A 15019-nucleotide genomic window follows, 5' to 3' on the forward strand; every position below is an offset into this window, starting at 1 on the left:
GTGGCAGGACCGCTGATTGCCAAAGAGTTGCAGGCCAGCTTCCGCACCGCCCTGGAAGAGGCGCGGAAGATGAGCCACGAGTACCTGACGCTGGAACACCTGCTCCTCGCGCTCACCAAGGACTCGCGCACGCGCGAGGTCCTGAAGGCGTGTGGGGCCAACGTGAAGCGCCTCCAGGAACGGCTCGTCTCCTTCCTGGAGGAGACGGTCGAACGCCTGCCGGACGGGGTGGAGGCCGAGCCGCAGCAGACGATTGGCGTGGAGCGAGTGCTCCACCGCGCCGCCATGCACGCCCTGTCCGCCGAGCAGAAGCTCATCGACGGGGGCGACGTGCTGGTGGCCCTCTTCCGTGAGGAGGAGAGCCAGGCCCTCTACCTGCTCCAGCAGGAGGGAGTCACCCGGCTGGATTTGCTCAACTACATCTCCCACGGCATCTCCAAGGACGAGGAGGCCGGCGACGACGACGCGTCCGAGGCCGCCCCGGGTGGCAACGCGCCCGCGGGTGACGATGACGAGGGAGAGGCTCCGCGCAAGAACCCGCTGGAGGTGTACACCACCCAGCTCAACATCGAGGCCAAGGAGGGGCGAATCGACCCGCTCATCGGCCGCGACAAGGAGCTGGAGCGCACCATCCAGGTGCTCAGCCGCCGCCGGAAGAACAACCCGCTCTACGTGGGCGAGGCGGGCGTGGGCAAGACGGCCATCGCGGAGGGGCTTGCGCTCTACATCCACGAGGGCCGCGTCCCGGAGCCGCTGAAGAACGCCGTCGTCTACTCGCTGGACATGGGCTCGCTGCTCGCGGGCACCAAGTTCCGCGGCCAGTTCGAGGAGCGGCTCAAGGGCGTGCTCAAGGCGCTCCAGGAGCAGAAGGACGCCATCCTCTTCATCGACGAAATCCACACGATTGTCGGCGCGGGCGCCACCAGTGGCGGCTCCATGGATGCGTCCAACATCCTCAAGCCGGCGCTGGCGAGCGGGAAGCTGCGCTGCATCGGCTCGACGACGTACCAGGAGTTCAAGTCGTCCTTCGAGAAGGACCGCGCGCTGTCGCGGCGCTTCCAGAAGATTGAGGTCGCCGAGCCCTCCGTCGAGGACACCGTCCTCATCCTGGAGGGACTGAAGAGCCGCTACGAGGAGCACCACGGAGTGAAGTACACGCCGGAGGCGATTCGCGCGGCGGCGGAGCTGGCGGCCAAGCACATCAATGACCGGTTCCTGCCGGACAAGGCCATCGACGTCATCGACGAGACGGGCGCGGCGGAGAAGCTCAAGCCGGAGGGCGTGCGCACCAACACCGTCACCGGCGCGGACGTGGAGACCGTCGTCGCGAAGATGGCGAAGATTCCCGCCAAGAGCGTGTCCGCGAGCGAAGGCGTCCAGCTCCAGAATCTGGAGAAGGAGCTGCAGGCGGTCATCTTCGGGCAGGACAGCGCCATCAAGGACCTGGTCGGCGCCATCAAACTGGCGCGCTCGGGTCTGCGTGCGCCGGAGAAGCCCATCGGTTCGTTCCTCTTCTCGGGCCCCACGGGCGTGGGCAAGACGGAACTGGCCAAGCAGCTCGCGCAGACGTTGGGCGTGGAGTTCCTGCGCTACGACATGAGCGAGTACTCGGAGAAGCACACGGTGAGCCGGCTCATCGGCGCCCCTCCGGGCTACGTCGGGTTCGACCAGGGCGGCCTGCTCACGGACGCGGTGCGCAAGCATCCGTACGCCGTGGTGGTGCTGGATGAAATCGAGAAGGCCCACCCGGACCTCTTCAACATCCTGCTCCAGGTGATGGACCACGCGACGCTGACGGACAACAACGGCCGCAAGGCCGACTTCCGCAACATCGTCCTCATCCTCACCACCAACGCGGGTGCCCAGGAGATGAGCACCAAGTCCATCGGCTTCGGCGATTTGACGAAGCCGGCCGATGCGATGCGCGCGAAGAAGGCGATTGAGCGCACCTTCACGCCGGAGTTCCGCAACCGGCTGGACGGGTGGATTCTCTTCTCCGGTCTGCCGCCTGAAATCATCCTCAAGGTGGTCGACAAGGAAGTCCGCCTCCTCCAGAAGATGCTGGACGAGAAGAAGGTGAAGCTGGAGCTGACGCCGGCCGCCCGCGCGTGGCTGGCCGAGCATGGCTATGACCCGGCCTTCGGTGCCCGGCCCATGGCGCGCCTCGTGGACAACGCGCTGAAGAAGCTCCTCGCGGAGGCGCTGCTCTTCGGTGACCTGAAGAACGGCGGCACCGCCCGCTACGACGTGGACCCGGGTGGCGAGGGGCTCAAGCTCCAGGCCATTGCGGTGCAGCCCGAGCCCGCGCTGGCGTAGCAGCCCGCGCGCGGACGTCCGGAAATGACGAGGCCCCGATTCCCAGGTGAGGGAGTCGGGGCCTCTTCGCATCCAGGGTGCCGCTGGGCGGCGCTACTCGACGCGGTAGATTTTCACGGCGCTGGAGAGCTGCTCGGAGATGATTTGCAGCGTGGTGGCCGCCTCACCCGTGGAGCCGATGCGGGCCACCGTCTCATCCATCATCTTGGAGAGGTCATTCACGGCCAGGGTGATTTGATTGATGCCCACGTTCTGCTGGCTCACGGCGGCGGCAATCTGACGGACTGCGGCGGCGTTGTCCTGGACGATGGACGACAGCTCGCGCAGGTTCTGTCCGCTGGTGCGCACCTGGGCCAGGCCCGCCTCCATGCGCTCGGCGCCGCGCTCGGTGATTCGCACCGCGGCCGTCACCGAGTTGGCGATGTCGTCCAGGAGCTCGCGCACCCGCGTGGTCGCCTGGATGGACTGGTCCGCCAGCGCGCGGATTTCTCGCGCCACCACGCCGAAGCCCTTGCCGTGTTCACCCGAGCGCACCGACTCAATCGCCGCGTTGAGCGCGAGCATGTTGGACTGGTCCGCCAGGTCCTTCACCGTCTGGGTGATGCCGCCAATCTGCTGCGTGCGCTCGCCCAGCTCGAGAATCTTCTGGGCAATCTCGCCCACCTGGACGCGGATGTCGTTGAGGCCCGCCATCGTCTGCTCAATCGCGGCCTCGCCCGAGCGGGCCAGCGCATCCGCGCGCTCCGCCACCGACAGCACGCTCTCCGCCTTCTGCGCGGCCAGCATGGAGGTCTGCTTGATTTCCTGCGCCGTGACTTGCGTCTCCTGGAGCGCGGCGGCCTGACGGGAGATGGTCTGCGCCTGGTCCGTGGAGGAGGTGTTGAGGTGCTCGGTGGACTGCGTGAGCGCCTGCGCGGCCTGCTGGAGGTTGAGCGTCACCTCGCGCAGCCGGGCCACCATCTGCGCGAAGGAGTTGGCCAGCCGGCCCACCTCGTCGCCGCTCTTCACCTGGATGGGACGGGTGAGGTCTCCGGACTCGACGATGTGGCCGGCGACCTCCGTCAGCTCACGCATGGGCCGGACGATGCTGCGCCCGAAGGCCGCCGCCACCGCCACGCCCAGAGCGACCAGGAGGAGCGCGAAGCCCATCATCCGCCAGCGCAGCGCGGACACCAGGTCGTCGATGTGGTCCCGGGAGATTCCCACGTGCACCGCGCCCAGCCGGCCACCGGCCACTGGCGCCGACACGTTCATCGCGTGGAGCGTCTTCCCCTCGGATTCGACCTCCAGCACGGCGCCCCAGCCCGTCTCCGCGCTCACCTCGCCTTGCGCCGCCGTCGCCTCCTTCAGCGATTGAGGAAAGGCGCCAGGGAGGCTGTGCGCCAGGACGTTGCCGGTGGCGTCCGTCAGGAAGACGTACGTGATGTCCTCGCTGGTGCGCGACACGTCCAGCATGGGCTGGAGCGCGGCGATACCCGCCGTCACACCCTGCTCGGCGGCCACCGCCAGGCTGCGGGACAAGAGCTGCCCCTCGCCCATGTGGCTGTCGATGAGGTCGCTCTCCAGCCGCCGCGTGGCGATGCCGGTGAGGATGGCGGCCACCGTGGCGCTGACGAGCGTGGTGACGAGGACGAGCTTCGGCGCCAGTCCGAGCGACTGACGGAACTGCTGGCCAAGCTGCGTGGTGAACGAGGTCTGTTCGGTGCTCACGGCATCACCACCCGGAAAACTTCGGGACGACGCCCGCGCGAGCGCGGGGCGAATGCGAACGACTCGGGACTAGCATGCACGGGCGAGGTCATCGGCCCACTCCCCCCTCTCCGCGCCCACCGGAGCGGAAGTTGGGGGGGATGCAGCTCTGGAGGATGAGGTCCGGCACGGAGGCCAGCGGCACGCCCTGGTCCGTGGCGCGCAGCTCCAGCGCCGCGCGCGGCATGCCATAGACGACGGACGTGGCCTCGTCCTGGGAGAAGGTGACACCCCCGGCGTTGCGGATGGCCAACAGGCCCCGCGCGCCGTCCTCGCCCATGCCGGTGAGCACCACGCCACCGCTGCGCCGGCCGAACGCCGAGGCCAGCGACGACAGCAGCACATCTCCGTTGGGGCAGGGCCCTCCCCGGCTGCGCTGCATGCGCGCGAGGCCCGCGGAGTCCACCAGCAAGTCCTGCCCGTCCTGCGGGAAGTACACCCGGCCCGGCTCCAGCCGTTCGCCGTCCCGGGCCACGTCCACGGTCAGCGGTGTCACCTGGGACAGCCAGCGCACCATGCCCTGGGTGAAGCCCACGGTGATGTGCTGGGCGATGAGCAGCGGCACCGGCAGGTCGCGGGGCAGCTTGGACAACAGCTCCGCCAGCGCGGGCGGGCCTCCCGTGGAGGCCACCACGCCGAAGACGTCCACCCGCGCGCCAATGGGCGGCGGCGTGACGGAGTTGGTGCGCTGGCGTCGGGAGATGACGGGCACCTCCGCCATGAGGCACACCGAGTGGGCCAGGTCGCGCCCCCACCGGCGCAGCTCCTCCACGTTGGTGACGTTGGGCTTGCCGATGAGCTCCAGCGCGCCGGCGCTCATCGCCTGGAAGCCCAGGTCCACGCCCCGCTGCTCCGCCACGGCGCTCACCACCAGCACCCGCGCGGGGGACTGGGACATGATGGCCGCGATGGCCGCCGGCCCGTCCAGGCCCGGCAACAGCAGGTCCATGGTGATGACGTCTGGACGGAGCAGGCGCGCGAGCTGCACGGCCCGGTTGCCATCCCCAGCCCGACCGACGACCTCGATGCGAGAGTCCTCGGTGAGCAGGGCCGTGAGCGTATTGGCCATGGTGGGCGAGTCGTCCACCACCAGCACGCGAATCGGGCGACGGGTGTTCATGCGCGCCCTCCCCTGCGACTCATCACGTCGAGCACCTCGGCGAGGAGCCGACCCGCGGCACACTCGCGCTTGCTGAGATAGCCATCCGCGCCCGCCGCCATGCCCCGCTCCCGCGCGGCGGCACTGTCATGCGCGGAGACGAGGATGACGGGCAAGGACGACGTCTCCTTCTTCTCGCGCAGGCGGGCGATGAGCTGCGTTCCGTCCATCTCCTCCATGTCCAGGTCGCAGATGACGACGTCGTACGTGTCCGTCGCCAGCCGGTCCAGGGCGCGGGCGCCACTGGCCGCCAGGTGCACGCTGAAGCCACCCGCCTCCAGCATGGCCCGGTGCAGCGCGCGCGCGGTGAGCGAGTCATCCACCACCAGCGCCCGGCGCTGCGCGGCCACCGCGGCCTGCCCCGACTCCGTCACCAGCCAGTCCGGCCGGCAGATGAGCAACAGCTCACCCCGGCTCAGCGTCGCCGCGCCCTGCCATGCGGGCACGTCCCGCACCTCGGACGGCAGCGGACGGATGACCAGGTCCCGGTCTCCCACCACGGCGTCCACGCCCAGCGCCACGCGCTTGCCACCACTCTGGACGATGAGCAGCGGCTGTCCCTCCACCGGAGGCGCCAGGGCCCGCAGGCCCAGCCGCGCGCCCAGGTCCACCACCGGCAACAACTGCCCCTGGTATTCCAGGTGCGCCTTGCGCTTGCCGATGCGCAGCGAGTCCGCGCGCGCCAGCTGCGTGGCCTCCACCGCCAGCATCGGCAGGCCCACCAGTTGCTCCAGCGCGCGCACCACCAGCACCGGCGAGCTGCCCAGGTCCACCGGCAGCGTCATCACGAAGCGCGTGCCCTGGCCCGGCGTGCTGTTCACCTCGATGCGGCCCTGCAGCCCCTCCACCGACGCGCGCACCGCATCCAGGCCCACGCCGCGGCCGGAGGTGTCCGTCACGTCGGAGCGGGTGCTGAAGCCGGGGCGGAAGATGAGGTCGCGCACCTGGTTCTCGTTGAGCCGCTCCGCCTCGTCGGAGGTGACGACCCCGCGCGACTCGGCCACCTTGCGCACGCGAATCACGTCGATGCCCGCGCCGTCATCCGAGCACTCCAGGAAGAGCAGGTTGCCCTGCTGCTCGATGCGCAGCGTGAGCGCGCCCTCGTGGTGCTTGCCCGCCTTCTCGCGTTGGGACGGCATCTCCAGGCCGTGGTCCACCGCGTTTCGCAGCAGGTGCACCAGCGCGCCCTGGAGCTTCTCCAACAGGCGCCTGTCCAGCGACAGCTCCGAGCCCACGACGGACAGCCGGGCCTCCTTGCCGAGCTGGCGCGAGAGGTCTCGCACCATGCGCTGGAGCGGGTCCAGAATCGTGCGCACCGGGCGCGTGGTGATGGCCTTCAGGCCGTCCTCCAGCGCGTCGACGATGTCGCTCGTCTCCTCGCCATCGGTGCGCAGCGAGCGCGACGTGCCTGACAGCAGCGTGCGCGCCTCGGCCGTCTCCGCCAGCAGCCCCTGCTTGGCCAGCACCGTCACCACGCGGTCCAGCTCGCGGCCGCGCTCCTCCACCCGCAGGCGCACCTCGCGCAGCCGCTCCACCTCGCGCATCAGCGACGTCACCTGCCGCACGCTGACCCGCCAGCCCGTGTCCGCCGACTCCGGCACCGCGTCCTGCGGATTGAGCGCCGACGCGGCCTCCACCAGCGCGTTCTCTTCGGGCGTCGCGGAGGGCTCGACGGGGGCCGACGCGGTGGCCGCGCCCGCCAGCAGCGCTCCCACCGTCTCCGGCGGGGGCCCCTCGGCCACCAACTGCGCCAGCGCGGCGGCCGGGTCCGGCAGCGCGTCACCCCGCCCATCCGCGTGGGCCTGGGCGCGCAGCATGAAGAGGTCCAGGCCGTGCAGCAGCACGTCCACCACGGACCGGGGCATCTTGCGCGTGCTCGCCTTCAGCGGAGCCAGCGCGTCCTCCAGCTTGTGGGCGATGTCGCCCAAATCCTGAAGGCCCAGGCTGGAGGCACTGCCCTTGAGGGTGTGCAGGTGCCGGCCCAGCCGGACATAGAGCCTGGCGAGCGCGCCCGCATCCAGGCCCTCTCGCTCCAGCTCCAGCAGGTCCATGGTGACCTTCTGGATGACTTCCTGGGCCTCCACGGCGAAGCCCGTGACGAGCCCCTGCAGCATCGGGTCAACGGGCATTGCGTCCTCCCGTCGAGCGCGTGGTGAACAGGCGCTTGAGGTCGATGAGGTGGATGAGCTGGCGGTCCTGGGTGAAGACCTCCATCACCGGCCCCTCGGCGCGCACGCGCGCGGCCTCCACCACGCTCATGGGCAGGGTGGTGGGCCGGGGAATGGCCTCACAGTCCAGCGCGCACAGCTCGCCGTCACCTCGGTCCACCACCAGCAGCACGGCCGGGTCCTGCCGCCAGCCATGGCCCCCCAGCATGGACGCGAGGCTGAGCGCGGAGAGCACCTGGCCCTGGAAGCGCAGCACCCCGACGACATGGGGCGCGGACAGCGGCACCGGCGTCACCATGCGCAGCGGCAGCGCCGCGCGGAGCATCTCCAGGGAGAGCGCGTAGCGCTCCTCGCCCAGGGGGAACTCGGCGATCCAATGCACCGCCTCCTCGACGGTCGTCTCCGCCTGCTCACGCAGCCGGGACGCGCGCCGCTCCAGGAGCTCCACCGCCTCCTGCTCCTGAGCCTCCTCCATGCTCCGAGGAAGGATTTTCATTCGAGCGCCCCCAGGTTGAGGTAGGCGTCAGCGGACGCCTGATAGAACCGCGCCGGAAGGGCTTCGGGCCCGTCCACGAGCTGGTCCGGAGGAAGTCTCTCCGCGCGCATGCGCAGAGCCCGCATCAGCGGCACCGCCGCCTCGCGAGCCCCGGAGCGCTCGCGCAGGAGCGCCAGCTCCAACAGGCCCGGCAGATAGTCGGGCGCCTGACGCACCAGCGACTCCAGCACCGCCGACGCACCGTCCACGTCGCCCCCCTCGATTCGCTCCAGCGCCTCCAGGTGGAGTCGCGCGGGCGGCGGCGGCGGCGTCACCTGCGCGCGCACCGGCACGGGCGTGGCCATGGGACGACGGATGAGGGGCGCGGGCGGCGCGGCGCGCTCCACGAAGCGGGGCACGGGCGTGGGCGAGGCGGACTCGCCCGGCCCCAGCAGACGGAACGTCTGGAGCTCCGGCGTGCCCTCGCGAACCATGCCCGCGGGCACCCGGTCCGCTTCCACGGCGCCCAGGAAGAGCAACCCGCCGGGATTGAGCGCCCGGGCCAGCAGGGCGATGGCCGCTTCCCGCGCGGACAGGGAGAAGTAGGTGAGCACGTTGCGGCAGAAGATGAAGTCGAAGCGGCCAAAGCGCTCGGGCAGCGGCGCCAGCAGGTTGGACTGCGCGAAGGAGGTGATGCGCCGGACGACGGGGAGGATGGTGACCTGTCGGTCCACGCCGTCCAGGTAGAGCGGGAAGAGGCGGGGCGCCGACTCGCGCCGGGACCAGGTGCCGTACGAGGCACGCCGCGCCGTCTCCAGGCTGGCCTCGTGCAGGTCCGTGCCCAGCACCTCCACCGGGAAGCCGTGGGGCACGGAGGCTTGCAGCGCGGCGGCCAGCGAGTACGCCTCCTCGCCCGTGGCGCAGCCCGCGCTCCAGCCGCGCAGCGCCAGCGAGCCCCGGCGCAGGGCCGCGGGCACGCCGACCTGGGAGAGGTAGCGGAAGTGCTCGGGCTGGCGGAAGAAGTACGTCTCCCCCACCAGGGCCGCGCGCACCAACGTGCCGGACAGGGTCGACTGGGGAAAGAGCATCTCCCCCAGCAGGTCCGCCGACGAGCGTCCGCGCGCCAGCTCTCCACGCACGACGCGCTCCATCGCCTCGTTGGCGATGGCGTCGTCGCGGAAGCCGGTGATGGATGACACCACCTCCCGCGCTCGGGTCAAAAGCCGCGGGTCGAGCTCTGCGCTCATGCGCTCCGCCTGGCCTCCGCGGCCTCGACCATCCGAGGCAGCTCCCGCAGCAGGCCGCGCGCGACGAACACCCGCGGGTCCAGGATGGGCAGCAGGTGGCCGCCCGAGCGCAACATGCCGATGAGCCCCTCGCGCAGCGGGCCGTGGTCCGCGCCGCCCACGCGCTCGCGCCGGTCGATGTCCGCCGCCGCGTACTCCTCCGGGTCCTTCACCGTGTCCACCGCGAGCGCCAGCGCCACCCCGTCCACCTGGATGACCACCAGCATGCGCTCCACGCGCGGCATCGAGTGCTCCACGCTCAGCCGCCGCGCCACGTCCAGCACGCACAGCGCCTCGCCCCGCACCTCCACGTATTCACGCAGGTACGAAGGCGCCGTGGGCAACGGCCGCGTCGCCGGGTGCAGCAGCACCTCGCGCACCGAGTCCAGGGGAATGGCGAACTCCAGCGTGCCCACCGTCACCCGCAGCACCAGCAGCGAGCCGGTGCGCGCGCGCCGCCGCGAGTTGGCCAGCGCCTCTCCCACCGCGAGCAGGAGCTCGTCGGCGCGGAAGGGCTTGGCCAGGAACGTCTCCGCCCCCAACCCGATGCACGCCTCCGCGCGGGACTTCTCCGAGGAGATGATGATGACGGGGATGTCCACCGTGGCGGAGTCGGACTTCATCCGCTGGAGGACCTCGTCGCCGTCCATCTCCGGCATGGACAGGTCCAGCAACACCGCGGCGGGCCGCAGGCGGGAGACCTTCTCCAGCGCCTCGCGGCCGTTGCTCGCCGTGTGGATGGTGTAGTGGCCGGAGAGGATGGCGCGCTCGAGCGCCAGGATGGCGTCGCTGTCGTCGACGAGCAGCAGGGACGGCAGGCTCACGGCATCAGGCCTTGGACAGGAACTGACGGACGGTCTCCGTCAGCTCGTGGTGGGACACCGGCTTCTGGATGAAGGCGTTGGCGCCCGCCTCCGTGCCGCGCTGGCGCAGGTCCACGCTCTTCTCCGCCGTCAACAGCAGGATGGGCACCGTGCGCAGCTGCGCGTTGCGGCTGGCCCTCACCTCCTTGACGAAGGTGATGCCATCCATCCCCGGCATGTTGATGTCCGCGATGACCAGATTCACCGGGACGAGCTGGAGGATTTTCAGTGCGCGTGTCGCATCGTCCGCCTCCAGCGCCTCCACCCGGAGGTTCATGAGGTAGATCTTGACGATGTTCCGAACGGTCGGGCTGTCGTCCACCAGCAAGACCTTGGTGCTGTTGGTGCTCACGGTGCCACGGCTCCTGCGCAAAGGCTCGCCCACGCGGCGGGATACCCCTGCGAAACGTTGGAGACTCTACCGTGAGGCCTCACACGGTAGATAGCGGGGGGGTCCGCCCGCCGTGACAGCGGGCGGGCAGGTGTCGGATGACCTCGGGGTTCGCCCCCTCCGGCCTACTCGCTCGCCGGCTTGGACGCTGCGGGCTGTGCCCCCTCGTCCGCCTTGAGGTCCACCGGCGGTGCGCCAATCGCGTGGTAGCCACCGTCCACGTGGATCATTTCGCCCGTGGTGGAGGGCAGCCAGTCGGACAACAAGGCACACGCGGTCTTGGAGACCATGTCGTGGCTGTCCTTGGAGTTCCAGCCCAGGGGGGCCTGCTTGCCCCAGCCCTGCTCCAGCGCCTTGAAGCCGGGGATGCCCTTCGCCGCCATGGTGGCCAGCGGCCCCGCGGCCAGGATGTTCACCCGGATGCCCTTGGGGCCCAAATCGCGGGCCAGGTAGCGCGCGGTGGACTCCAGCGCGGCCTTGCACACGCCCATCCAGTCGTAGATGGGCCACGCCACGTTCTGGTTGTCGAAGTCCAGCGCGACGATGGAGCCGCCCGGGGGCATCAGCGGCATGCACGCCACGGCGAGCTCCTTCAGGGAGAACGCGGAGATGCGGAACGCCGTCTGGACACTCTCCCAGGGCGTGTTGAGGAAGTTGCCGCCCAGCGCGTCGTCCGGGGCATAGCCGATGCTGTGCAGCACCCCGTCCACCCGGCCCCAGCGCTGCTTGAGCGACTCCGTGAGCGCCGTGAAGTGGGCGGGGTTCGTCACATCCAGCTCCAACACCTCGGTGCCCGCCTTGAGGCGCTTGGCGCTGCGCTCGGTGAGCGACTTGGCCCGGCCAAAGCCGGTCAGGACGATGTCCGCGCCCTGCGCGAGCGCGTGCTCGGCGATGCCGAAGGCGAGGGACTGGGGAGTGAGGACCCCGGTGATGAGCAGCTTCTTACCCTGGAGCAGCATGTGCGGCGGCCTCGTGGGAGAGGAAGGGGTGGGGAGCGGGCTGTCTAGCACTCCTTTCGCCCGAAACGGGACGAAACGGGCGATGGGAGTCCCCGGGTGTCCGGGTCTTCCCATCCCGGGGAGGAAGCAGGGTTTCGGTCCGTGGGAATTCCAAGGGTGAAGCTGCGCTCAACAGGGGCATGAATCCTCCTGCTCCCCTGAAGCGGCCATACCCCTGGGGTGCCCCCCGAGGCTCAACAAAGATGCCGCGAAAAACCCCCAACGGGGCGCCCTTCCAGTAAAAGACGACACCGCCATGGCGAACTTCCAGGACACGTTCCTTTCCGGCGCCAACATCGACTTCATCGAGGGGCTCTACGCCCGCTATCTCGAGGACCCCGCCAGCGTGGATTCAAGCTGGCGCGAGGTGTTCGAGCGAAACGATGGTGCCGGCCGTCCCATCTTCAACGCGAAGCTGCTGGAGGCCCCCACGCCGGCCGCACCCGCGGCCAAGGCCAATGGCAAGGCTCCGGCCGCGGCCCAGACGCCCGCGCCCGCCGCCGCTGCCCCCGTGGCTCCCGCCAGCACGGCCCAGGCCCAGGCGCTGGAGCTGCAGTCGAAGGTGGACCAGGCGCTGTTCGCCTTCCGCCTGCGCGGCCACCTGCGCGCGAACCTGGATCCGCTCGGCCGCCCGCGCCCCGCGCTGGAGCACGTCGCGGACGTGGGCATGGTGGACGACAGCCACTTCTCCGCGCGCGAGCGCGAGCAGGAGGTGGAGAGCAGCAACACCTTCCCGCAGCAGCGCGTGAAGCTCGGCGACCTCCTGACGCGCCTGCACAGGACCTACACCGGCAGCATCGGCGTGGAGGTGATGCAGATCCTCGACAGCCAGCGCCGCCGCTGGCTGATGCAGCGGATGGAGCACAGCGAGAACCGCACGGACTTCACCGTGGAGGATCAACGCCACCTGCTCACCAAGCTCTCCTACGCGGAGGGCTTCGAGAACTTCCTCCACACCAAGTACGTGGGCGCCAAGCGCTTCAGCCTGGACGGTGGCGAGGCGCTCATCCCCATGCTGGATGCCATCGCCGAGGTCGGCTCGGGCATGGGCCTGAAGGAGATCGTCATCGGCATGGCCCACCGCGGCCGCCTCAACGTGCTGACGAACATCCTGGGCAAGCAGCCCAGTCAAATCTTCAGCGAGTTCGACGGCCCCAAGGACCCCAAGGCGTACCTGGGTCGCGGCGACGTGAAGTACCACATGGGCTTCTCGTCGGACCACACCACGCGCCAGGGCAAGAACGTGCACCTGTCGCTGGCCTTCAATCCCAGCCATCTGGAGGCCGTCAATCCAGTGGTGGAGGGCCGCGTGCGCGCCAAGCAGGAGCGCGGCGGGGACACCGAGCGCGTGGGCGTCATGCCCCTGCTCATCCACGGCGACGCGGCCTTCATGGGCCAGGGCGTCGTCGCGGAGACGCTCAACCTGTCCGGCCTCAAGGGCTACGCGACGGGCGGCACCATCCACGTCGTCATCAACAACCAGGTCGGCTTCACCACCGACCCGCATGACTCCCGCTCCTCCATCTACGCGACGGCCATCGCGCAGATGCTGGACATCCCCATCTTCCATGTGAACGGGGATGACCCGGAGGCGTGCGTCCACGTGGCGCGGCTGGCGGCCGAGTACCGGCAGACGTTCCACAGCGACGTGGTCATCGACCTCATCTGCTACCGGCGCTACGGCCACAACGAGGGTGACGACCCGTCCTTCACCCAGCCGGCGATGTACGAGCTCATCCGCAAGCACCCGACGGTGCGCACGCTCTACGCGAAGGCGCTGGCGGAGCAGTCGCGAATCTCCGCGGAGGACTCGGAGGCCATCAAGCAGCGCTGCCTCCAGGAGTTCGACGCGGCGCTCGTCCGCGCGCGCCAGGAGAGCCAGTTCAAGGAGCCCAGCGCGTTGGAGGGCCTGTGGAAGCCCTACCAGGGCGGCTCGGTGAAGAACGCGCCCCAGGTCGCCACCCGCGTGGACAAGGCGAAGCTGCGCGGCGCGCTCCAGCAACTGAGCACGGTGCCCGAGGGCTTCCATGTCCACCGCGACGTGGAGCGCACCGTCATCAAGAAGCGCCTGGGCATGCTGGACAGCGAGGAGCTGCAGTGGAGCGAGGGCGAGACGCTCGCCTACGCCACCCTGCTCTCCGAGGGCCACCCGGTGCGCCTGTCCGGTCAGGACTGCGAGCGCGGCACGTTCAGCCACCGCCACGCGGTGCTGCACGACGTGCAGACGGGCGAGGAGTACACGCCGCTCAAGCAGTTCGCCACCGGCCGCGCCAGCTTCCAGGTCGTCAACAGCGCCCTGTCGGAGATGGGCGTGTTGGGCTTCGAGTACGGCTACAGCCTGGACGTGCCGGACGGCCTCACCATCTGGGAAGCCCAGTTCGGTGACTTCGCCAACGGCGCGCAAATCATCATCGACCAGTTCATCGCGGCGGCGGAGAGCAAGTGGCGCCGGCTCAGCGGCATCACCCTGCTCTTGCCGCACAGCTACGAGGGCCAGGGCCCCGAGCACTCCAGCGCGCGCCTGGAGCGCTTCCTGGATTTGTCCGCCGAGGACAACATCCAGGTCTGCTACCCCACCACGCCCGCGCAGATCTTCCACCTCCTGCGCCGTCAGGTGCTGCGCCCGGTGCGCAAGCCCCTGGTCATCATGTCGCCCAAGAGCCTGCTGCGCCGGCCGGAGGCCACCAGCAAGCTGGACGAGCTGGCCACGGGCTCCTTCCAGGAGGTCATCCTGGACAAGGTCGCCCCGGAAGGCGTGACGCGGCTGCTGCTCTGCAGCGGCAAGGTCTATTACGACCTGGTGAAGGCGCGCGACGAGCGCAAGGACGACAGCATCGCCATCGTCCGGCTGGAGCAGCTCTACCCGTTCCCCTTCGACGAGCTGGCCAACCTGGTCGGCAAGCTGCCGAAGCTCGCGGAGGTCTTCTGGGTGCAGGAGGAGCCCCGGAACGCCGGCGCGTGGCACTTCATGTTCCCGCGACTGCACGACCTGGCTTCGTCGCGCTCGCAGCAGCAGGTGAAGTTGGGCTACATCGGCCGCGCGGAGGCCGCCAGCCCCGCAACCGGCTTCCCCAAGACTCACGAAATCGAGCAACAGCTCATCATCGAGGAAGCCATCTTCCGAGGGACCAAGAATGGCCGTTGAACTGAAAGTGCCCCCGCTGGGCGAGTCCATCACCGAAGCGGTCGTCGGCAAGTGGAACAAGAAGCAGGGTGACGCGGTGTCCGCGGACGAGCCGCTCGTCGTCCTGGAGACCGACAAGGTCACCATCGACGTGCCCTCGCCCTCGGCCGGCTCCCTGGCCAGCGTCGCCTTCAAGGAGGGCGACAAGGTGCGCGTGGGTGACGTGCTCGGCCTCATCGAGGCTGGTGCCGGCGCTCCCGCCGCGAAGCCCGCCGCTGCTCCGGCTCCCGCCGCCGCTGCTGCCCCGGCCCCTGTCGCCGCCGCTCCCGCCGACGCTGGCGCGGACGCGCGGATGACGCCCACCGCCCGGAAGATGGCGGAGGACAACAAGCTGGACGTCACCCAGCTCAAGGGCAGCGGCACCGCCGGCCGCATCACCAAGGAGGACGTGCTCGGTCAGCTCAACCGCCCGGCCGCGCCTTCCCAGCCC

11 protein-coding genes are annotated in these 15019 nt (G+C 69.8%); 3 read left to right on the forward strand and 8 right to left on the reverse strand.

Features of this window, described 5'->3' with window-relative positions; genetic code table 11:
• On the forward strand, positions 1 to 2316 hold the full coding sequence (gene clpA / locus FJV41_RS28315; protein WP_141645689.1) for an ATP-dependent Clp protease ATP-binding subunit ClpA: 2316 nt from the start codon (positions 1 to 3) through the stop codon (positions 2314 to 2316).
• A 93-nt stretch (positions 2317 to 2409) separates the two neighbouring features.
• On the opposite strand, the gene FJV41_RS28320 is transcribed toward clpA, so the two are convergent.
• The 8 genes from FJV41_RS28320 to fabI all read right to left on the reverse strand — a co-directional run bounded on the left by FJV41_RS28320 (position 2410) and on the right by fabI (position 11366).
• A complete protein-coding gene (locus FJV41_RS28320) occupies positions 2410 to 4026 on the reverse strand; it encodes a methyl-accepting chemotaxis protein (protein ID WP_141645690.1) in 1617 nt (538 codons plus the stop codon).
• 88 nt (positions 4027 to 4114) lie between these two features.
• Positions 4115 to 5185: a chemotaxis protein CheB gene (locus tag FJV41_RS28325; protein ID WP_141645691.1), complete on the reverse strand. Its 1071-nt coding sequence runs from the start codon at positions 5183 to 5185 to the stop codon at positions 4115 to 4117.
• The gene (locus tag FJV41_RS28330; protein ID WP_141645692.1) at positions 5182 to 7353 is read right to left on the reverse strand and encodes a hybrid sensor histidine kinase/response regulator; all 2172 of its coding nucleotides are present in this window, start codon (positions 7351 to 7353) and stop codon (positions 5182 to 5184) included. The genes FJV41_RS28325 and FJV41_RS28330 overlap by 4 nt, the downstream gene beginning before the upstream one ends.
• Entirely contained in the window at positions 7343 to 7888 is a 546-nt protein-coding gene (locus FJV41_RS28335; protein ID WP_141645693.1) for a chemotaxis protein CheW, read from the reverse strand. The genes FJV41_RS28330 and FJV41_RS28335 overlap by 11 nt, the downstream gene beginning before the upstream one ends.
• Positions 7885 to 9114 carry a CheR family methyltransferase gene (locus tag FJV41_RS28340; protein ID WP_141645694.1) on the reverse strand — a complete coding sequence of 410 codons (1230 nt, stop codon included), beginning with the start codon at positions 9112 to 9114 and terminating at the stop codon, positions 7885 to 7887. Before FJV41_RS28340 ends, FJV41_RS28335 begins: the two co-directional genes overlap by 4 nt.
• A complete protein-coding gene (locus FJV41_RS28345; RefSeq protein ID WP_141645695.1) occupies positions 9111 to 9977 on the reverse strand; it encodes a response regulator in 867 nt (288 codons plus the stop codon). The genes FJV41_RS28340 and FJV41_RS28345 overlap by 4 nt, the downstream gene beginning before the upstream one ends.
• 4 nt (positions 9978 to 9981) lie before the next feature.
• Positions 9982 to 10368, reverse strand: coding sequence for a response regulator (locus FJV41_RS28350; RefSeq protein ID WP_141645696.1), 387 nt, complete (start codon positions 10366 to 10368; stop codon positions 9982 to 9984).
• Positions 10369 to 10532: 164 nt separating this feature from the next.
• Entirely contained in the window at positions 10533 to 11366 is an 834-nt protein-coding gene (gene fabI / locus FJV41_RS28355; protein WP_141645697.1) for an enoyl-ACP reductase FabI, read from the reverse strand.
• A gap of 295 nt (positions 11367 to 11661) precedes the next feature.
• Here fabI and FJV41_RS28360 point away from each other — a divergent pair, with 295 nt between their 5' ends.
• Both FJV41_RS28360 and FJV41_RS28365 read left to right on the forward strand, forming a co-directional pair.
• Positions 11662 to 14550: a 2-oxoglutarate dehydrogenase E1 component gene (locus FJV41_RS28360; RefSeq protein WP_141645698.1), complete on the forward strand. Its 2889-nt coding sequence runs from the start codon at positions 11662 to 11664 to the stop codon at positions 14548 to 14550.
• Positions 14540 to 15019: biotin/lipoyl-containing protein (locus FJV41_RS28365; protein WP_174466472.1), on the forward strand; the 480-nt coding region annotated here is incomplete at its 3' end. The genes FJV41_RS28360 and FJV41_RS28365, both read left to right, overlap by 11 nt.

The sequence above is a fragment of the Myxococcus llanfairpwllgwyngyllgogerychwyrndrobwllllantysiliogogogochensis genome (assembly GCF_006636215.1).
In the GTDB taxonomy this organism is placed as follows: domain Bacteria; phylum Myxococcota; class Myxococcia; order Myxococcales; family Myxococcaceae; genus Myxococcus; species Myxococcus llanfairpwllgwyngyllgogerychwyrndrobwllllantysiliogogogochensis.